Origin of the sequence: Nostocoides sp. (assembly GCF_037045025.1) — a bacterium.
Lineage (GTDB): Bacteria > Actinomycetota > Actinomycetes > Actinomycetales > Dermatophilaceae > Nostocoides_A.
On sequence record NZ_JBAOHM010000018.1, the window covers coordinates 154,341 to 172,643 of the forward strand.

At 69.6% G+C, this 18,303-nt stretch carries 18 protein-coding genes; 8 read left to right on the plus strand and 10 right to left on the minus strand.

All coding sequences use genetic code 11. The features are described 5' to 3' along the window. Positions 1-439 precede the first annotated feature (439 nt). The 6 genes from V9G19_RS25945 to V9G19_RS25970 all read left to right on the plus strand — a co-directional run bounded on the left by V9G19_RS25945 (position 440) and on the right by V9G19_RS25970 (position 5,652). Complete coding sequence (locus tag V9G19_RS25945; RefSeq protein WP_462288274.1) at positions 440-832, plus strand: DUF488 domain-containing protein; 393 nt, start codon at positions 440-442, stop codon at positions 830-832. A 404-nt stretch (positions 833-1,236) separates the two neighbouring features. Then, positions 1,237-2,583 carry a ferredoxin reductase family protein gene (locus tag V9G19_RS25950; RefSeq protein WP_462288275.1) on the plus strand — a complete coding sequence of 449 codons (1,347 nt, stop codon included), beginning with the start codon at positions 1,237-1,239 and terminating at the stop codon, positions 2,581-2,583. A 130-nt stretch (positions 2,584-2,713) separates the two neighbouring features. Further along, the gene (locus V9G19_RS25955) at positions 2,714-3,259 is read left to right on the plus strand and encodes an FMN-binding protein (protein WP_462288276.1); all 546 of its coding nucleotides are present in this window, start codon (positions 2,714-2,716) and stop codon (positions 3,257-3,259) included. Then, entirely contained in the window at positions 3,256-4,074 is an 819-nt protein-coding gene (locus V9G19_RS25960) for an FAD:protein FMN transferase (RefSeq protein WP_462288277.1), read from the plus strand. The genes V9G19_RS25955 and V9G19_RS25960 overlap by 4 nt, the downstream gene beginning before the upstream one ends. 121 nt (positions 4,075-4,195) lie before the next feature. Next, positions 4,196-4,384 carry a hypothetical protein gene (locus tag V9G19_RS25965; protein WP_462288278.1) on the plus strand — a complete coding sequence of 63 codons (189 nt, stop codon included), beginning with the start codon at positions 4,196-4,198 and terminating at the stop codon, positions 4,382-4,384. Between the two features lie 35 nt (positions 4,385-4,419). Next, positions 4,420-5,652 carry an MFS transporter gene (locus tag V9G19_RS25970; RefSeq protein ID WP_462288279.1) on the plus strand — a complete coding sequence of 411 codons (1,233 nt, stop codon included), beginning with the start codon at positions 4,420-4,422 and terminating at the stop codon, positions 5,650-5,652. A 5-nt stretch (positions 5,653-5,657) separates the two neighbouring features. Here the strand turns inward: V9G19_RS25970 and V9G19_RS25975 are convergent, their stop codons facing one another. Further along, entirely contained in the window at positions 5,658-6,230 is a 573-nt protein-coding gene (locus V9G19_RS25975) for a protein-L-isoaspartate O-methyltransferase family protein (RefSeq protein WP_462288280.1), read from the minus strand. A gap of 156 nt (positions 6,231-6,386) precedes the next feature. On the opposite strand from V9G19_RS25975, the gene clpX reads away from it, so the two are divergent. Further along, positions 6,387-7,673, plus strand: a complete 1,287-nt coding sequence (clpX, locus tag V9G19_RS25980) for an ATP-dependent Clp protease ATP-binding subunit ClpX (protein ID WP_462288281.1) — start codon at positions 6,387-6,389, stop codon at positions 7,671-7,673. Between the two features lie 86 nt (positions 7,674-7,759). Next, complete coding sequence (locus V9G19_RS25985; RefSeq protein ID WP_462288282.1) at positions 7,760-8,461, plus strand: hypothetical protein; 702 nt, start codon at positions 7,760-7,762, stop codon at positions 8,459-8,461. Positions 8,462-8,473: 12 nt separating this feature from the next. Here V9G19_RS25985 and V9G19_RS25990 read toward each other — a convergent pair whose 3' ends face one another. From V9G19_RS25990 to valS, 9 genes are all read right to left on the minus strand, one after another. After that, the gene (locus V9G19_RS25990) at positions 8,474-9,190 is read right to left on the minus strand and encodes a glycoside hydrolase family 19 protein (protein WP_462288283.1); all 717 of its coding nucleotides are present in this window, start codon (positions 9,188-9,190) and stop codon (positions 8,474-8,476) included. Between the two features lie 102 nt (positions 9,191-9,292). Further along, positions 9,293-9,907 (minus strand): hypothetical protein, encoded by a 615-nt coding sequence (locus tag V9G19_RS25995; RefSeq protein WP_462288284.1) that lies wholly within the window; start codon positions 9,905-9,907, stop codon positions 9,293-9,295. After that, positions 9,904-11,268, minus strand: a complete 1,365-nt coding sequence (locus V9G19_RS26000; RefSeq protein ID WP_462288285.1) for a DUF58 domain-containing protein — start codon at positions 11,266-11,268, stop codon at positions 9,904-9,906. The genes V9G19_RS25995 and V9G19_RS26000 overlap by 4 nt, the downstream gene beginning before the upstream one ends. Positions 11,269-11,278: 10 nt before the next feature. Then, positions 11,279-12,244, minus strand: coding sequence for an AAA family ATPase (locus tag V9G19_RS26005; protein WP_462288286.1), 966 nt, complete (start codon positions 12,242-12,244; stop codon positions 11,279-11,281). Continuing rightward, a complete protein-coding gene (locus tag V9G19_RS26010; protein WP_462288287.1) occupies positions 12,244-12,825 on the minus strand; it encodes a hypothetical protein in 582 nt (193 codons plus the stop codon). The genes V9G19_RS26005 and V9G19_RS26010 overlap by 1 nt, the downstream gene beginning before the upstream one ends. After that, the gene (locus V9G19_RS26015) at positions 12,822-13,583 is read right to left on the minus strand and encodes a DUF4129 domain-containing protein (RefSeq protein WP_462288288.1); all 762 of its coding nucleotides are present in this window, start codon (positions 13,581-13,583) and stop codon (positions 12,822-12,824) included. The genes V9G19_RS26010 and V9G19_RS26015 overlap by 4 nt, the downstream gene beginning before the upstream one ends. Positions 13,584-13,860: 277 nt before the next feature. Next, the gene (locus V9G19_RS26020) at positions 13,861-14,157 is read right to left on the minus strand and encodes a TolB family protein (RefSeq protein ID WP_462288289.1); all 297 of its coding nucleotides are present in this window, start codon (positions 14,155-14,157) and stop codon (positions 13,861-13,863) included. Between the two features lie 192 nt (positions 14,158-14,349). Then, positions 14,350-15,663, minus strand: a complete 1,314-nt coding sequence (locus tag V9G19_RS26025) for a PQQ-binding-like beta-propeller repeat protein (protein ID WP_462288290.1) — start codon at positions 15,661-15,663, stop codon at positions 14,350-14,352. Between the two features lie 5 nt (positions 15,664-15,668). Then, entirely contained in the window at positions 15,669-18,278 is a 2,610-nt protein-coding gene (gene valS / locus V9G19_RS26030; protein WP_462288291.1) for a valine--tRNA ligase, read from the minus strand. Between the last annotated feature and the right edge of the window lie 25 nt (positions 18,279-18,303).

The window sequence follows — 18,303 nt, forward strand, 5'->3', positions numbered from 1 at the left end:
CTCCGCGATGACGGTTATGAAGCCAATGTTCCTCCGGATCAGCGAAAGGTCTACGACGCGGACGAGCGGCGGTGTATCGACGAGGTAGGTCGCAGGCTGCCGCCGCCGCGGGTCACGGCGGCGGACTATCGTCGTCTTTATGAGCACAACGTCAAGATGGTGGAATGCCTAAGGAAGGCGGGCTATCCACCTCTCGAAAGCACTCCTTCGGAGCAGCGGTTTATCGGGGACGCGTTGCGTAATGGTGGGGCGATCTGGAGCGCGTGGAGCGCCGTCGTAGGCGCAACTCCTCCCGAGCTCGAGAAGCAGTGTCCTCAGGTTCCCGCGGACTGGTGAAGTGCTCCACTGCCAATTGGGATGAGCCGATATCGGGCCAGGCTTTGGGCGGGTATCCGGGGTGCCAAACCGGATGGGATCGCGGCGTGCCACGATAGTGCGCATGGCGCTCAGCATCGTCCGTCTCGGGAGTCCGCGCGCGGCCGGTGAAGGGGTGCGGATCGGCACGGTTCGGCGACCGCCGCGCGGGGTGCCCAAGGCCGAGTTCGCGGCCCGGGACTTCTATGACAGCTGGCTGCCGCAGCTGGCACCGAGCGCCGAACTGGTGACGCGCGCCCTGCACGCCGAGACCGACAAGGAGTGGGCCGGCTTTGTCCAGGACTACAAGCGGGAGATGGCCGCGCCCGACAACCGGCACCTGATCGCCCTGCTCGCGACGTTGTCCCAAACGAGCGACCTGGCCGTGGGCTGTTACTGCGCGAACGAGGCTCGCTGTCACCGGAGCGTATTGCGCGAACTGCTCGTCGAAGCCGGCGCGGACCTCAGTGTCGGCTGACCCCGGCACGGCTCGACCTTGGCCGGCTCGACCATGGAACAGGTCGAGATCAGGTGACACGCTGAGGCCGAACAGTGATCGTCGGCGTGTCTCCTGATTTCGACTGGCCGCCGCCCGGTGGCCGACGTCCGGGTCCGTCATTGTGGATAACCTCCCGGGTCGCCGGGCAAGCGTGACTCGAAGGCCGGTGACACGCGGGTCACAGCCGGTGCACAGGTCCAGTCACGAATGTCGTCACCGTGACCATCTCCATCGCCCCGTCGCAGCCCGCGCCACCGCACCAGCCGGCACCGAGCCCATCACCTGTCATCGCCACGCCCGCGCGGTTCACCACGACACCCTCGCAACCCCTCACCTCCGCATTCCCGTCCGCCAGCAAGGGAGCACCGCCGGAGCTTCGGCGCGTGCCGTTATGGTGGCGCGACGCGTCCGGGGCCGCCTTGTGGGCGCTGCTGCTCGGAGTCACCGCGCTCTGGGTCGCCGGCGGCGGCCTGAGCGAGGTCGGCACGATCGCTGGCTTCGTCACCACCTTCGGCCGGCTCACCGGGCTGATCGCCTCGGCCCTGCTGCTCGTCCAGGTCTTCCTCATGGCACGCGTGCCCTGGGTCGAAAAGGCCTGGGGCCAAGACGAACTCGTCCGCACCCACCGCTGGGTCGGATTCACCTCGTTCAACCTCATGCTCGCGCACATCGTGCTCATCACGATCGGGTATGCCGCGGCCTCGCCCGCCGGCCTGTGGGGCACGATCGTCGACTTCACCGTCAACTACCCGGGGATGCTGCTCGCGATCGCCGGCACCCTCGCGCTGTGCATGGTCGTCGTCACCTCGCTCAAGAAGGCCCGGGCCAAGCTGCGCTACGAGTCCTGGCACCTGATCCACCTCTATGGCTATCTCGGCGCCGGCCTCGCTCTGCCCCACCAGCTTTGGACCGGGCAAGAGTTCCTGAGCTCGACCGTCGCGACCGTCTTTTGGTGGAGCCTGTATGGCGCCACCCTCGCCGCCGTCCTCGTCTGGCGGATCGCTGTGCCGCTGCTCCGCTCCCGGCGAAGTGACCTGCGGGTCAGCGAGGTCCGCGCCGATGCCCCCGACGTCACCACCGTGACGCTCACCGGCCACGGCCTGAACCGGCTCGGCGCCCAGGCCGGCCAGTTCTTCAACTGGCGTTTCGTCGACGGGCCGGGGTGGTCTCGCGCCAACCCCTACTCGCTGTCGGCGGCGCCGACGGACAACAGCATGCGGATCACCGTCAAGCACCTGGGCGACGGCAGCTCCCGGCTCGCCCAGCTGAAGCCGGGGACCCGCGCGCTGATTGAAGGACCCTATGGACGCCTCCACCCCGGCGTGCGCACCCGCCAGAAGGTCCTGCTGATGGGCGCCGGCATAGGCATCACCCCGATGCGTGCGCTGCTCGAAGCGCTTCCGCAGCACAGCGGTGACGTGACGATTATCCACCGCGTCGGCAGCCAAGACGACCTCGTCCTGGGCGAGGAGATTGCCGCACTCGCCGCCCGGCACGGTGCCCGGTATGTCGTGGCGGCCGGACACCGAGCGCCCGGCCGCACCTCCTGGCTCCCCGCCCAAGCCGCCCACCTGAGCGACGTCGACGGCCTACTCCACCTGGTTCCCGATGTCGCCGAACGCGACGTCTACATCTGCGGCTCGCCGGCCTGGATGGACGCCGCCAACCTGGCCGTCCTCGCGGCAGGCGTGCCCACCGAAGCCGTCCACATCGAGCATTTCGCCTACTGACGCAATGACCCCCGACATCCGACCGGACTCACGACCGCGACACCGCGACGTGCTCACAACCACCGACCCGCCTCATCCCTCTCGTTAACTCACAGGACCAAACACCATGCGCCGCATAACGATCTGGCTGATGAGCACGATCTCCGCGATCGTCCTGCTCTTTAGCTACCCCACCTCCACCAACGCCCGGATCACCGCCACCAGCCAGGCGCTCGACGATCCCGCCACCACCGACTCCGCCGCAACCGACTCCGCCGCAACCGGGTCCAGCACCAGCGGAAGCACAACCGACTCGGAGGCAGCGGGATCCACGACGGACACCGGGTCCAGGGCGAGTGACGACACGAGCAGCTCGACGTCCTCCCAAACCACGACCGACGGCAGCTCGAGCACGGGCACGACAACCTACGCCGGCGACGCCATCATGACCCGTTGGGGCGTCGTCCAGGTCCAGATCACCGTCACTGACGGCAAGATCACCAAGTCCGAGGTGCTGCAGGTCCCGTGGGAAAATCACGAAGACCAGCAGATCAACGCCTATGCCGTGCCGATCCTCAACCAGGAAGTCGTCGCCGCGCAGTCCGCCCAGGTCGACATGGTGTCCGGCGCGACGGTCACCTCCGGCGGCTACATCCAGTCCCTGCAGTCCGCGATCGACCAGGCCCACCTGTCATGAACGAGAACACGACCGAGATCCCCCGCGCCCTGTCCAAGCCCGGTGAGGCCCTCCAGCGCCGCCGCGGCTCCCCGCAAATCGGCCGGGTGGCGTTCGTCGACATGATCATGGGGATGCCGATCTCCATCCACGTCAAGGCGGCCGACACCGCTCGCCCCGAGATCGCCGCGGCCGCCGACAACGCCTTCGCCACCCTCCGCAAGGTCGATGCGCTGTTCAGCAGGTGGCGCTCCGACAGCGAGCTGTCCCGCCTGCAAGCGGGCGACATCGCCGCCGGCGACTGTCACCCCTGGCAGGCCGAGGTCCTCGAACTCGCCCTTCAGGGCGAGGAGGCCACCGACGGGTTGTTCAGCGCGTGGCACGCGAGCGACGGGAGCGGGCGCGCAGCATACGACCCGACCGGGTTGGTCAAGGGCTGGGCGGTGGAGCGCGCCGCCGAACTGCTCCGAGTGGTGCCCCGAATCTCCTTCTGCCTCAGCGCCGGCGGCGACATGGTGGTAGGCGTCGGTGCCGGCATGACCGGGATCGCGCCCAACTGGCTGATCGGCATCGAGAGCCCCTACACCCCCGGCACGTATGCCGCGACCGTCGAAGTCGCCACCGGCGCCGTCGCCACCTCCGGCTCAGCCGCGCGGGGCGCCCACGTCATCGACCCACGCAGCAGCGAGCCGATCACGCGCGCCGGCTCGGCCACCGTTGTCGGCCCCCACCTGACCTGGGCGGACATCTGGGCCACCGCCGCCTATGTCGACCCGCTCGCGGCGCACCGGTTGATGACGCGGCGCGCTGCGGCATACCGACTGACGATGCTGTGAGACGTGGTCTCGCCCAGCGGGACCGCTCGTTGCGTTGTGGCGAACGGCTTGATTGACTAAAACTAAACGGCGAGACGGGCGCCGCAGGGGGTGCTCACCACGGCTGTCAGGGGGCATTGACATGAGCATGGAGACCCGGCTGACGATTCTCGGGGCCCTTGGGGTCAGCTATGGCGTGGGCTTTGCCGTGCTGCCCAAGGCGGCCGGCTGGCGGCGCTTCGAGCGGTCCTACACCATGGCCGGCGCGCTGCTGCTGGCGGCGTTGGCACTGGTGTTCGTCGTCATCCCCTGGCTGGTCGACACGTTGTGATGGCCACAGCGGGAGAGTGGTAGCCTCGCCCGCTTGTGAGCAGGCTCGTCGACGGGGTCGTTCCGCCCCGGATGGGCCGGGATTTCCGCTGGCTGCTCGCCTCCTCCTGGGTCGGCCAACTCGGCGACGGGATCGCCCTGGCCGCCGGTCCCTTGCTCGTCGCCTCCCAAACCCGCAACGCGATGCTCGTCGCGCTCGCGGCGATGCTGCAGCGGGCGCCGATCCTGCTCTTCGGGCTGGTCGCCGGCGCGATCGCCGACCGACACGACCGCAAGCGCCTCGTCGTGTTGGCCAACCTCGCCCGGATGGCCGTGCTCGCCGTCCTGATCGCCTCCCTGGCGACCGGGCACGTGTCGATCGAGATCGTGCTGGTCGCGATGTTCACCCTCGGCTGCGCCGAGGTCTTTGCCGACACCAGCTTCTCCACGCTATTGCCGATGCTCGTGCCGCCGGCCGATCTGGGCATCGGCAACGCCCGGATGATGGCCGGCTTCCTCACCGTCAACCAGCTGCTCGGCCCGCCGCTGGGCGCCTTCCTCTTTGCCGCCGGGATGGCGTGGCCGTTCGTCACCGAGGCAATTGTGCTGGCCCTCAGCCTGATCCTCGTCGTCCAGATCGCTGACCCCACCACGGCCCGGGACGAGCCCGCCGACACCCATGTCCGCCGCGACATCGCCGAGGGCGTGCGCTGGCTGCTCGGCAACGCGCCGGTGCGCACGCTGGTGCTGGTCATCCTCGTTTTCAACCTCACCTGGGGCGCCGCCTGGTCGGTGCTCGTGCTCTATGCGCTTGACCATCTGCACCTGGGCGAGGTGGGCTACGGGCTGCTCACGACGGCCTCGGCGGTCGGCGGTGTCGTGGGAGTCGCGGCATACGGACGATTGGAGCGGCGCTTCTCGCTCGCCCTGCTGATGCGCGTCTGCCTCACCCTGGAGGTGGGCACCCATCTCGCGCTCGCCGTGACGAGCGCCGGTTGGCTGGCGATGGTCATCATGGTCGTCTTCGGCGCCTATGCCTTCGTCTGGGCCAGCCTGTCGAGCGCGGTGCGGCAGCGGGCGGTGCCGACCCGGCTGCAGGGCAGGATCGCCAGCGTCAACCTGGTCGGGATCTATGGCGGGTTGGTCATCGGCCAGTTCCTGGGTGGGGTGATCGCGCAGCGCTGGGGGCTGACCGCGCCGTTCTGGTTCGCGGGCATCGGCTCCGGGATCACGCTCGCCCTGGTCTGGCGGCAGCTGGCGCACATCGCGCACGCCGAGGCCGCGAGCTAGCCCAGCTATTCCGGATCGATGAGCGGCACGAAAATGTAGCGGCCGAGATCGCGGCTGGTGCCGTCAGCGAACACCGACAGCAGATGCCCGTGGACCGGGATCACCATCAGCCCGTCGCTCGCAAGCTGTTCCAGCAGGGCGGGCGGGATCCGGCGCGCTTCGGCCGAGACCAAAATCCGGTCGTATGCCGCGTCCTGCGGCCACCCCAGCACCCCCTCGCGTGCCGCCTCGATCCGCGCCCACGGGCGCTCGAGCGACGCCAGGTTGGCGCGGCCCTGGATCACCAGCTCGGGCACCCGCTCGACCCCGAGCACGCTGCCTTGCGGCCCGACGAGCCAGGCGAGCAGGGCGGTCGTCCACCCCGACCCGGACCCGACGTCGAGGACCCGCTGGCCTGGGCGCACGTCCAAGGCCGTCAGCATGTCCGCGACGGTCCGCGGCTGCGAGTTGGTCTGGCCGTGGCCGATCGGCAGCGGGCGGTCGGCAGCGGCATACGCAACCTGATCTGCCGGGAGGAAGCGAGTGCGTCCGGTGGCCGCGAAGGCCGAGCGCACCCGGGCCGACGACGAAACGGGCATGCTCGAGCGTATGCCGCGCGCGGCGACCGCCGCGCTTGCGCTGTCAGCGGAACTGGCGCGACGCGCGCCCGATTCTCGGCTTCAATAGGGTTCAGAGACGTTGCGGACCGGTAGCGTCGCCGGTGTCAGCACATCGACCAGCAGAAGGAGTTGCGCGTGGCTCGGACCGGAGATAGCGCCGACCTGCTCAAGTGCTCGTTCTGCGGCAAATCGCAAAAACAGGTCAAGAAGCTCATCGCGGGCCCGATGGTCTATATCTGCGACGAGTGCATCGACTTGTGCAACGAGATCATCGAGGAGGAGCTCGCCGAGTCCAGCGAGCTGGGGCTGGAGGAGTTGCCCAAGCCGCGCGAGATCTTCGACTTCCTGCAGACCTACATCATCGGCCAGGACGTCGCCAAGAAGGCGCTGGCCGTCGCGGTCTATAACCACTACAAGCGCATCCAGGCCGGCGAGAGCGCCAACCGCCGCGACGTCAACCACGTCGAGATCGCCAAGTCCAACATCCTGCTCGTCGGGCCGACCGGCTGCGGCAAGACCTATCTGGCTCAGACCCTGGCCAAGATGCTCAACGTCCCGTTCGCGATCGCCGACGCAACCGCGCTGACCGAAGCCGGCTATGTCGGTGAGGACGTCGAAAACATCCTGCTCAAACTGATCCAGGCTGCCGACTATGACGTCAAGAAGGCCGAGACCGGGATCATCTACATCGACGAGGTCGACAAGATCGCCCGCAAGTCCGAGAACCCGTCGATCACCCGCGACGTCTCCGGCGAGGGCGTGCAGCAGGCGCTGCTGAAGATCCTCGAAGGCACCACGGCCAGCGTGCCACCCCAGGGCGGGCGCAAACACCCGCACCAAGAGTTCATCCAGATCGACACCACCAACGTGTTGTTCATCGTCGGCGGCGCCTTCGCCGGCCTGGAAAAGATCGTCGAGTCCCGCAACGGCAAGAAGGGCCTCGGCTTCGGCTCCGAGTTGCACACCCCCAAAGACCTCGCCCAGTCGATCGTCGACGTCATGCCCGAGGACCTGATGAAGTTCGGGCTGATCCCGGAATTCATCGGCCGCCTCCCGGTGATCACCACCGTCGCTCCGCTCGATCGCGATGCGCTGGTGCGCATCCTCAGCGAGCCCAAGAACGCGTTGATCAAGCAGTACGCCAAGATGTTCGAGCTCGACGGCGTCGAGTTGGAGTTCACTCCCGACGCCCTGGAGGCGATCGCCGAGCAGGCGCTCAAGCGTGGCACCGGCGCCCGCGGCCTGCGCGCGATCATGGAAGAGGTGCTGATGCCGGTGATGTTCGATGTCCCCAGCGACGACGACATTGCCCGCGTCGTGGTCACCCGCGAGACCGTGCTCGGCAATGTGCTGCCGACGATCGTGCGCCAAGACCAGGTCGCCCCTGCGCGCAAGCGCGCCCCGCGCAAACGCTCGGCGTAGTCGCGAAACCCAACGAAGAGCGGACGCCCGGCCGGTCGGCGCGCGCCAGGGTTGGCGTCGACGCGTCGAGCAGACAGGATGGTGCCATGACGGCGCCTTTCCGCCTCCACGCGGGCGATAGCGCACCGGTTCAGCAGAGCGGGACGACCTGTGGACCGGCGTGCCTGACCGTCGCCCGGATGCTCATCGACCCGCTGTTCGCGCGCTGGATCCTGACCGGCGAGGGCCCGCGGCCGGGGGTCGCGACGGGAGCGGACGTGGCGTCGCGCTTTGCGGCATACGAGCGAATCGTGCATCGGCGCACCAACCGGGTGATCGCCGCTGGCGGCCGACTCAACCTGCCCTGGCCACGCCGGCTCGGCACGCCGCCATGGGGAGCCACGAAGGAGCTGGAGTTCGGTGCCGCGCGCCGCGGCACCGTCTATGACGTCGTCGTGCTGCGGACCCACGGCAGCGCCGCCCTCGGCGTCCGCTTCGACCGATTGCTCGCGCTCGTCGCCGAGGGCGAGCCCGCCTTACTGTATGCCGGTGACCGGCGCCTGCCGCGGCACGTCACGTTGATCCTGCCCGACCGCGGCGACGGCACGCTCGAACTGTACGACCCGGCCACCGGCCGGGTGCGCGAGTTGCGGCGTGCCGAGTTCGCCGAACGCCGGCTGCGGCTCTCGGGCTGGGATGTGCCGTGGTTCGCGGTCCAACCCACCGGTCTGCGCCGCGCGCGCAGCTTCGAATTCGGCCTGTCCCGCGCGGGCGCGCTGGGCCAGCGCGGTGAGGCGGTCAGCGCCTAAGTCATCGCCCGCTCAGCGCGAGTTGGTCGCGCTCGTCACCTTGCTCTGCGGGTTGACATACCAGTCGGTCGAGCCCGGCTTGGGTAGCCGCGAGGGGTAGCAGATGGTGTTGGCGGGGTTGTGGCCGGTGAAGTAGCGGTAGGCCGACTTGAACCGGTTGCACCGCCGGGTCGCCTCGTCGTAGTTCCAGGCGAAGCCGATGTTGCGGTTGACCCCGTTCATGTCGTGGGCGTCGGCGTAGGCATTGGTCGTGGTGCGGGCGACCGTCCAATACCACCGGGCGATCGGGGCGCTCCAGCGCAGCGAGCGGGCGCGCTCGGGGTTGCGCAGCAGGTTGACGTCGAAGTAGTTGCCTGCGGCCTCGTAGTTGAAGTCGCCACTCAGCTGGATGTAGCCGCGCCCGTGGTATTTGTCGGTGGCGCCGTATTGGTCGGCGTCATAGCGCATCGCCGACTCGCTGACCAGCGTGGCGAGGAAGGCGGCCTTGCGGGAGGCGTTGGTGATCGAGCCGCGCTGCATTTCCCGCTTCAGCGAGGGCAGCCCTTCCTCGACGACGGCGCGCGGTCCGACCCAGGACTGGCCGAACATCCGCACCAGCGAGTCGTAGTTCCACCCGACGAGGCGTTCGGCCGGGTCGGGTGCGGTGTCGGCGTGCGCCGGCGCGGCGACGGCGACGGTCGTGAGCAGGGCGGCGAATGCACCGCTCGCGCGGGTGAGGTGACGGGCCATCGAGTTCCTCCGCAAGGGGGTTGGGGCGCGTCGCAGCGTGGCGCCCGGACCGGAGCAGGGTAGCCGACAGCAAGCGCGGTTCGCGTGGGGGCCCACGGTGTTTCACTGGCTTTTGACGTATGCCGCAACCGCCCCCGCGCCGAGGCCCACCAGTCCCAGGACGGTCACGACCGCCATTCCGGGCGGTGGCGAGAGCAGTAGCAGCGCACCGACGCCCGCGGTCACCAGGGTGACGGCCACGACGGCTGTCATCCAGCGCAACCACCGGGCGCGGGCCGCGGCAGGGATGCTTGCACCCGGCGGCCAGGCCCCGATGGCCGCGCCGGCCAGGTGGATCCCCACCAACAGCATCGCAAGCAAGGCCGGTGCGAGCAGGTCGCGTGGCCGGTCAGGACGGGGGACGAAGAGGCCCCATACGGCGATATGGCCGGCCAGGAGCGCAAACGCAAGCGCGCCCGTGGGGAGCGCGGCCGCCGTGACGGCGAAGATCGTCAGCACGATCAGCGGCAGCCGCACCGGCGGCGCCCCGAGCGCCGGGGGTGAGCTGGCGAGGTAGGTGAGCGCGCTGGCGAGCACGCTCAGCAGCACGATGCCGCCCCGCAACGCGATCCGGGCGCGGCCCTCGGCGACGAGGATCGCCAGGCCGCCGTGCCTGACTCGACTCCACCGGCTCGCCGCGTGCGCCATCGCGGTGGATCGCCGTGCCGGGAGCCTCATCGCCGCACCAGCCGCGGTGCCCGCGCGCGCCGCTGCAGCTGGCGCAGCACCTCATCGAGGGATCCCGGCCCCGTCCAGGCGACCACCGGGATGCCGAGGTCGCGCAGGCTGTGCAATTGGGCCGCCCGCTCCAGCAGCCGCAACCGCCAGGCGCTGCGCGTGACCGCGACATCGCGCGTCGACTCCAGCGGCGCGATCGCCTGCAGGTCCGCGACGCCGATCCGCTCGGCCGTCACCGCCGGCGGCAGCGTGTCGATGACGAGCACCGTCATCCCCGACCGGGCCAGCGCGACACACCGGCCCAAAGCGGCGGCGGAGACCGCGGGCGTGAGCAGGAGGACGACGGCGCCAGGGGGGATGCGGGCGAGCAGGGAGGCGGTTGCCTGGTCCTCGCTGCCGCGTCCCGTTCCCGGCCGGATCAGCGCCAGCGAGTCGCGCAGGCGGCGCAGCTGGGCTCGGCCGGCGACCGCGGCCAGCGGCGCGATGCCGTGGGCGCCGAGGACGAGCAGGCCGACCCGCTCGCCGGCGCGCAGGTAGTGCTCCGCGAGCGCCGTCGCCGACCGCACCGAGGTGTCGAGGCTGCTGCTCGCGCCGGCGATCCCGCCGCTGGCACCGAGGTCGTGGAAGGCGTCGACGACGAGCAGCACCTGAGTGTCGAGGTCGGCGTGCGTGGCGGTGACGTGGAGGGTGCCGGTGCGGGTGGAGACCTTCCAGTTGATCCGCCGCAGCCGATCACCCGGGGCATAGGGCCGCACCGTGGCGACATCGGTGCCGTCGCCGCGGCGCACACCCCGGTTGAGCCCGACGATCCCGGTGGGATGCGGCATACCGGTGCGGGTGGTGAACGCTTCCTTCGCGGGCAAGGCGACCACGCGGTGGTCCGGAAGCTGTCCAGGACTCCACCGGAAGGCCCCGAACGAACTGGTGAGCGCGATGATCGCGGTCCCGACGTCATAGTGCCCCCAGCGCTGGGCGATCAGTCGGCACGACAGCTCGGCGGTCTCGTCACCGTGCGGCGCCAGGTCGGCAACGAGCGCGTGCGTGCGCGCTTCGGGGGCAAAGAAGGGGCTCTCGCCGATCACCACACCGGCGTCGGTGGCTCCCGGCGGGACACGGACAAAGGCGTGCCAGCCAACGACCTGGCCCTCGCCGACGACGCCCGGGCTCAGCTGACTTGATACTTCCGGTATGCCGCGCGGCCGGGTCGCGATCGACCACGCCGCGATCGTCGCGAACGGCACGGCGAGGACAATCAGGTCCGGCCGGCGCAGGAGCATCGCGACGAGGGGGACCACGACGGCAATCGTCAGCGCGCCCACGTGGGCGCTGGTCGGCTCCCAGCGGCTCTCGTCCTGGCTCATTGGGGGCTAACTAGTGTTGGGGCGCCGCGGCGCTGCTCGGGGTCGGGACCGTGCGCAGCACCTCGTCAACCACCCCGGCGGCGGTGACCTCGCTGGCCCACAGCTCCGGCTTGATCGTCACTCGATGGTCCAGCACGGCGTGGGCGACGGTCTTGACGTCTTCGGGGGTGACATAGTCGCGTTGGGAGAGAACGGCATACGCGCGACTGCAGAGCATGAGAGCGAGCGAGCCGCGCGGTGACGCGCCGACGATGACGTGCGCGTGCCGGCGGGTGGCGGTGGCCACGTTGACGCAGTAGTGGCCGATGCTGGCATCGACGGTGACCGTCTCGATCGCGGCCTGCATCGCCAGCAGGCCGGCCGCGTCGGTCACCGGCGACAGGTTGTGCTCCTCGGCGCGACGCGCCAGCCGGGCGGTGAGCACCAGCCATTCGTCCGTGGGGCTGGGGTAGCGGAAGGCCAATCGCATCAGGAAGCGGTCGAGTTGGGCTTCGGGCAACGGGTAGGTGCCCTCGTATTCGATCGGGTTGGCGGTGGCGAGGACGTGGAAGGGGCGGGGCAGGGGGAAGGTGCGGCCCTCGACGGTGACCTGGTGCTCCTGCATCGCCTCCAGCAGCGCCGATTGGGTCTTGGGTGGGGTGCGGTTGATCTCGTCGGCCAGGAGCAGGCCGGTGAACAACGGCCCCTGCCGGAATTCGAAGCTGCCTTCGCGCTGGTCATAGACGAACGAGCCGGTCAGGTCGGCCGGGAGCAGGTCGGGGGTGAACTGGGCGCGCGCGAAGTCGAGGCCGAGCGCGGTCGCCAGGCTGCGGGCGGCGAGCGTCTTGCCGAGACCGGGATAGTCCTCCAGGAGCACGTGACCGCCGGCGAGCACGCCGGCCAGCAGCATGGTCAGCGGCTGGCGTTTGCCGATGATCGCCTTTTCGACTTCGTCGAGGACGGCGCCGGCCAGGCGGGAGGTGGTGGGCAGGTCCATCAGATCCTCTCGATTCGCTGCAGCAGCTGGTCGATCTCGCGGGGTGAGCGGCCGCGTCGTCCGTATGGGGCGTTCAGGTAGCCGGCGAGGTCGGTGCCGAGCAGGGCGCGGGCCTCCTCGGGCTGGCGGGCCGGGTCGAGTCCGCGCGTTCGGAGCCGGTCGGCGACGATGCGGGTCACGATCGCGTGCAGCTCGTCGGCCCGGTCGGAATCGGCGGTCTCGCGCACCAGCGCCCGGAGCTGGGAGACGCGCGAGTCCCGGCCGCGCTGGCGCCCGCCGCCGATCCGGAAGGGGCGCCACCGGTGGGTCGTCAGGCCGCGCACCAGCGCCCCGGCGATCCAGGCGAGCACCCAGCCGACGATCATCACGGTGGCGAGCACAAGGTAGTTGGGTGCCGGCGCGAAGGACCACCACGCGATCGCGCAGACGAAGGCGGTCAACCCGGCGACGCCGAAGACCACCTGGGTGGAGATGAGCGGGGGATAGGAGTGCTCACCCGGCGGCCAGGCCAGAGAGGGGCCGAGCAGCTTGCCGGTGAGCGGGTGGTCACGCAGTTTCCGGAGGAGTTCACCGGTGGTCACCGCGCCGCCCCGTTAGCCGAATCTTCCGCTTCCCCGCCCTGGTTGGAAGCCGCCGCCGACGCTGAGGCGAATTGCGGATCAGCCGCTGCCGCATGGCGTTTCAGCCCCGCGTGGATGCGTTCCAGCGCAGCGATCGCCCGGGCCCGCTCGTCCTCGCCGAGCTCGTGCGCGCTGAACCGGGCCTCGTGATAGAGCCCGAGCAGCTCGGTCAGCGCCGCCTCGTCGGCGGCGAACTCGCTCAGGACTGCCCTGGTCACCTCGGCCGGGGTCTCCCAGGCCAGGGCGGGCGATCCCGCGGTGGCGATGGCTGCTTCCAGGCGCTGCCAGCACGCGATAATCGCATTGGCCGACGGCCCCTCGGCGAGGGCCGCGAACTGCTCATCGGCGTCGTCGAGGACGGTCCGTGCCACGGATGGCCGCGGCAATGGCTCGAGGACGACCGGCATGCGCCGGTTGGCCAGCCACTGGCCGAGGCGATAGATCAGGTAGCCGATCGAGATGAGGGCGACGACGGCGCTCGCCCAGGCGCCGATGCTGAACCACCACGGCTCGGGCAGATCGCGCGTCGGCGCCGCGTTCGGCGTCGGCGGTGGAGGGGTGGCGCCGGCGGTGGGCTCGGGCTGGTTGTCGAGGTTGCGATAGGGCTCGCCGATGACAAACACGACGCCGCTGCTGGCGACCCACAGCCCGAGCAGCACAAGTGCCACGAGCGGCGCAAGGACGATGAACACATCCCGCCTCGGCCCGCGTGTCGTCATGCCGCGAGCCTAGGTCACCGCGGCCCCGTTCTTGAGTGCACGCTCCGGCAGGTGCTGACCTGCACCAGGTGAGGTATGCCGCACGCCCTGCAGGTCAGCTCCGTCGGCCGCGGCGAAGTCGGTCGCCTGACGGTCTGACTCCGGCGGGCCCGCTTCAGCGGGCGCGCCAGGACTTCGGCGTCGCGTCGACGGGGATCAGGACCTGCTTGCCCGAGCCGTCCGTGGCCCGCATGACGTACACCATTGAGGATGTTGAGTTAGTCCGACCGAAAGGCGATCAACTTCCCGTCGGGGGACCACACGGGGTGCGATATGGCGATCCCCCGACCGGTTTGGACAACTCGAAGACCACCTTGGTCCCATCGGGGGACCACGAGGGGAACTGCTCCTCGACAGTCGCGGTCCGGGTCAACTGGACCACGTTGGTGCCGTTGGCCTTCATCACGAACAGGTCCGCGAGGCCGCCGGTGGCCACCTTGTTGTAGATGATCCGGGTGCCGTCGGGAGAGAAGGCGGCGTCGCTGATCCCGCCCCCGGTGGTCAGCTTGCGACGGTTGCCGCCGGAGCTGTTCACCAGTAGAGGTTTCCGTTGAGGCCATAGAGCGGGTCGCCGTTGACGACGGCCGTGGCCGTCGAGCGATCGCCGGATGCTGTCGCAGTGGCTCTCCGCGGGCGGACATGGGACGACCAGATGTCCAGGAACTGTAAACGCGGGCGCAACCGACGCTCCCGGTGATCGGTCTGGAGCCGCCGCCTTGGCGTCGGCTCAGCGCGACCGGAGGGAGCGGACCTCGATGATCGTGCGATAGGTCTTGGGATCGGCGAAGGCGAGCGCAACCCACTTGTCCGTCGCAGCCATGACCGTCCCGGGCCAGATATCGCTGATCCGGGTGCCGTCGAGGGCGGCGGCATACGAGCCTTGGCCGTCCTTGTTGAGCGACGGATAGGGCATGGCCGAGACGAAGACAGTCTCGCCCGCCTGGGCGGTGACGCCGCCGTCCGCGAGTGGCGCCGGCGCGGCCTTGGGGGCCGTCGGGTCGGTCAGGTCCTGGATGAAGATCCGGGTATCGCGCTGCGCGACCGAACAGGCCAGCGGCCCGGGGACGACCTGGCGCGGACATTCGATGTGCGCAAACGGCGTGCCGAGGTCGTGGCGGCGGCCGGACGCGGTGTCGACCGTGACGATCTTCCCGTCGCTATCGCTTTGGAGGACAACGAGATCGGAGGACCGCCCGGCGACTCGGTGCGGGTTCGTCAGCTCGACCTGCCAGGCATCCTTCCCCGTGGTGACATCGATGGCCGCCCACGTCGCGAGCCGGAAAACCCGCCCGTTCTCGGCCTCCTGCGCGGTTCCGAGCACGACCGGCCCGACTGCCTCGGCTGCGGCGAAGCCGTCGCGGCTCCACCGGACCGCACCCGACCTCGCGTCGAGACCGACCGTGGTGGCGTGGGTGTCGCTCCACCAGACATTCGCGATGATCGTATGCCGATCGCCCCCGACCACCTCGACGTCACCGCCGGCGAGTCCGAAGAGGACCTCCTCCTCGCCCGGGTTGAGATCGTCGATGGCTCGCAGCCAGCCGGCGTCCCCGCTGGCGAGATCGAGACCGGCTACGCCGGCGGCACTGGAGGCGTTCGGCCGGCACACCTTGGGCGGCGTTTCGCCGCCGCAGTCGGACCAGAAGGCAACGGGGAGAACGCCGTCGATGGCGAAGGCGCGCGGCAGGGCCCGGCTCGATATCCCTGGGGCGAGTTCGTCGCGGAATCCGTCGAGGGTCCAGGCGACCTTGCCGGCCGTCAGGTCGACGACGGTGAGGGGCATATTGGTGACCGGGGTGAGGATGAGGTGGTCGCCGACGATCAGGGCTTCGTCGACGGACTTGACCTTGTCCGGGTCGGGCAGGCGCCAGACGGGTTCCGGGTTCACGACGAGGCGGATGTCGACCGGCTGGCTGGTGGTGCCGGCGGTGGATGTCGACGGGGCGGAGGCGGGCGAGGTGCACGCCGTCAGGACGAGCGTGACAAGCAGCGCGGCGCCGCCGGTCAGGGACAACCGGCGTCGGGCATGCTTGCGGGACAACGGGATCAGGAGCGCTTCTCGGCGGGGACGAGCGCGAAGTCGCTGGCAGCGATGGCGTCGGCGGTGGCATACGACGGAGTTGCGGTGATCCGGCCGGCGGCGCGCAGGTCAGCCTCAGCCGCGCGGATGTGCGTGAGCGCGGCCTCGGGACCGGTGAAGGTGACCGCGGTGACCTCCGAGCGCATCCCGATCTTGGCTTCCGACTTGGCTTTTCGGACTGCAGCGAGGGCTGCGCCGACGCTGGCGAGCATGGTGGCGTCACCGCTCGAGGGCAGCTCGGCGGTGGTCGGCCAGGCGGCGCGATGGATCGAGCCGTCGTGCCACCACGACCACACCTCCTCGGTCGTGTAGGGCTGGATCGGGGCGAGCAGCCGGAGCAGCACGTCGAGTCCGAGGCGCAGCGCGGCCCGGGCGCTGGCCGCCGGGGCGTCGCCGCGAGCGCCATACGCCCGGTCTTTGACCAACTCGAGGTAGTCGTCGCAGAAGGTCCAAAAGAAGCTCTCGGTGATCTCCAGGCTGCGGGTGTAGTCCCAGCCCTCGAAACCGGCGCTCGCCTTCACGACGACCTCGCGCAGGCCGGCGAGCATGGCCAGGTCGAGCGGCTCGGTCACGGCGGCGGCTAGATCGCCGTTGACCTCACCAAAACCGAGCGCGAACTTGGTCGCGTTGAGCAGCTTGATCGCCAGGCGCCGGCCGACCTTCATCTGCCCGATGTCGTATGCCGCGTCCGTCCCCAGCCGGCCGCTCGCCGCCCAGTAGCGCACCGCGTCGGAACTGTGCTCCTTGAGGGTGTCCTCGGGGGTGACGACATTGCCCTTGGATTTGGACATCTTTTTGCGCTCGGGGTCGAGGATGAAGCCGCTGATTGCCGCGTTCGTCCACGGGATCGTGCCCTCCTCCCAGTGCGCTCGGACCACGGTCGCGAACAGCCAGGTGCGGATGATGTCGTGGGCTTGCGGGCGCAGGTCCATCGGGAAGAGGTGCGCAAATAGCTCGTCGTCGCGGCGCCAGCCGAGCGCGATCTGCGGGGTCAGCGAGGAGGTCGCCCAGGTGTCGAAGACATCCGGGTCGCCCACGAAGCCGCCCGGCTTGCCGCGCTGGTCCTCGGTGAAACCCGGCGCCGGCTGCGCCATCGGGTCGACCGGAAGCATCTCCTCGGTGGGCAGAATGTAGTTGTCCCACAACGGTTCCGCATCCTCGTCCAGGGGATACCAGACCGGGATGGACGGGCCGAAGAAGCGTTGCCGCGAGACCAGCCAGTCGCCGTTCAGGCCGGCCACCCAGTTGGCGTAGCGGCTGCGCATGAAGGCGGGGTGGAAGGCGATCTCGCTGCCGCGGGCGACGAGTTCGGCGTTGAGTTCGGGGTCGCGCCCGCCGTTGCGGATGTACCACTGCCGGGTCGTGACGATCTCGAGCGGCTTCTCGCCGCGCTCGTAGAAGTTCGCCTTGCGCTGCGTGGGCGTCGGCTCGCCGTCGAGGTCGCCGGACTCGCGCAGCGCATCGACGATCGCCGTGCGGGCGGCGAAGGCGGTCTTGCCGGCGAGCTGATCGGCATACAGGCTCTCCCCGGGAGTGCCGGCGAGCCACTCGGGGTGCTCGTGATGCATCCGGCCGGTGCGGGTGATCAGCGAGCGGGTCGGCAGGCGCAGCTCGCGCCACCACAGCACGTCGGTCAGGTCGCCGAAGGTGCAGCACATCGCGATGCCGGCGCCCTTATCTATCTCGGCGGCAGCGTGGGCGAGCACCGGCACCTCGACCCCGAAGAGCGGCGTGGTCACCGTGGTCCCGAACAACGGCTTGTAGCGCTCGTCGTCGGGGTGGGCGATCAGCGCCGCGCAACTCGGAATCAGCTCGGGGCGTGTGGTTTCCACGTGCACGCGCTCGCCGTCGGGGCGATGGAAGGCCACCCGGTGGTAGTGCCCGGGATAGTCGCGCGCCTCCAATTCAGCCTGGGCGACCGCCGTCTGGAAGGTGACATCCCACAGGCCGGGTGCCTCGGACTGATAGGCCTCGCCGCGCTGGACGTTGCGGATGAACGCCCACTGACAGGTCGCCCGGGAGAAGTCGTCGATGGTGCGATAGGTCTGGGTCCAGTCGAAGGACAGCCCGAGGCGCATGAACAGCGACTCGAAGCTCTTCTCGTCCTCGACGGTCCGCTCCTCGCAGAGTTCGAGGAAGTTCTGCCGGCTGATCGGCACCTCGTCGGCGGCTTTGGTGGACTTCGCGGTCCCCCGGTGGGGCGGCTCGAACCCCTCGACATAGGGCAAGGTGGCGTCGCCGCGCACGCCGTAGAAGTTCTGTACGCGCTTCTCGGTGGGCAGGCCGTTGTCGTCCCAGCCGATCGGATAGAACACCTCCATCCCGCGCATCCGCTGGTAACGGGCCATGCAGTCGGTGTGCGTGAAGCTGAACACGTGCCCCATGTGCAGGCTGCCGCTCGCCGTCGGCGGGGGAGTGTCGATCGCGAAGATCTGCTCGCGGGGGAGGGCGAGCGCGCGCTCCCGGTCGAAGCGATAGGTGCCCTGCTGCTGCCATACCGCCCCCCACTTCTCCTCGAGGCCGTCGAGCGTGGGCCGCTCGGGGATGGCGCGAGGCGAGGCGGGTTCGGTGGTCATGGTTCGCGATTCTTTCATTCCGGAT

Coding starts and splice junctions, on each gene's coding strand:
- V9G19_RS25945 (WP_462288274.1), top strand. CDS start 440: ATGGCGCTCAGCATCGTCCGTCTCGGGAGTCCGCGCGCGGCCGGTGAA.
- V9G19_RS25955 (WP_462288276.1), top strand. CDS start 2,714: ATGAGCACGATCTCCGCGATCGTCCTGCTCTTTAGCTACCCCACCTCC.
- V9G19_RS25960 (WP_462288277.1), top strand. CDS start 3,256: ATGAACGAGAACACGACCGAGATCCCCCGCGCCCTGTCCAAGCCCGGT.
- V9G19_RS25965 (WP_462288278.1), top strand. CDS start 4,196: ATGAGCATGGAGACCCGGCTGACGATTCTCGGGGCCCTTGGGGTCAGC.
- V9G19_RS25975 (WP_462288280.1), bottom strand. CDS start 6,230: ATGCCCGTTTCGTCGTCGGCCCGGGTGCGCTCGGCCTTCGCGGCCACC.
- V9G19_RS25985 (WP_462288282.1), top strand. CDS start 7,760: ATGACGGCGCCTTTCCGCCTCCACGCGGGCGATAGCGCACCGGTTCAG.
- V9G19_RS25990 (WP_462288283.1), bottom strand. CDS start 9,190: ATGGCCCGTCACCTCACCCGCGCGAGCGGTGCATTCGCCGCCCTGCTC.
- V9G19_RS25995 (WP_462288284.1), bottom strand. CDS start 9,907: ATGAGGCTCCCGGCACGGCGATCCACCGCGATGGCGCACGCGGCGAGC.
- V9G19_RS26000 (WP_462288285.1), bottom strand. CDS start 11,268: ATGAGCCAGGACGAGAGCCGCTGGGAGCCGACCAGCGCCCACGTGGGC.
- V9G19_RS26005 (WP_462288286.1), bottom strand. CDS start 12,244: ATGGACCTGCCCACCACCTCCCGCCTGGCCGGCGCCGTCCTCGACGAA.
- V9G19_RS26015 (WP_462288288.1), bottom strand. CDS start 13,583: ATGACGACACGCGGGCCGAGGCGGGATGTGTTCATCGTCCTTGCGCCG.
- valS (WP_462288291.1), bottom strand. CDS start 18,278: ATGACCACCGAACCCGCCTCGCCTCGCGCCATCCCCGAGCGGCCCACG.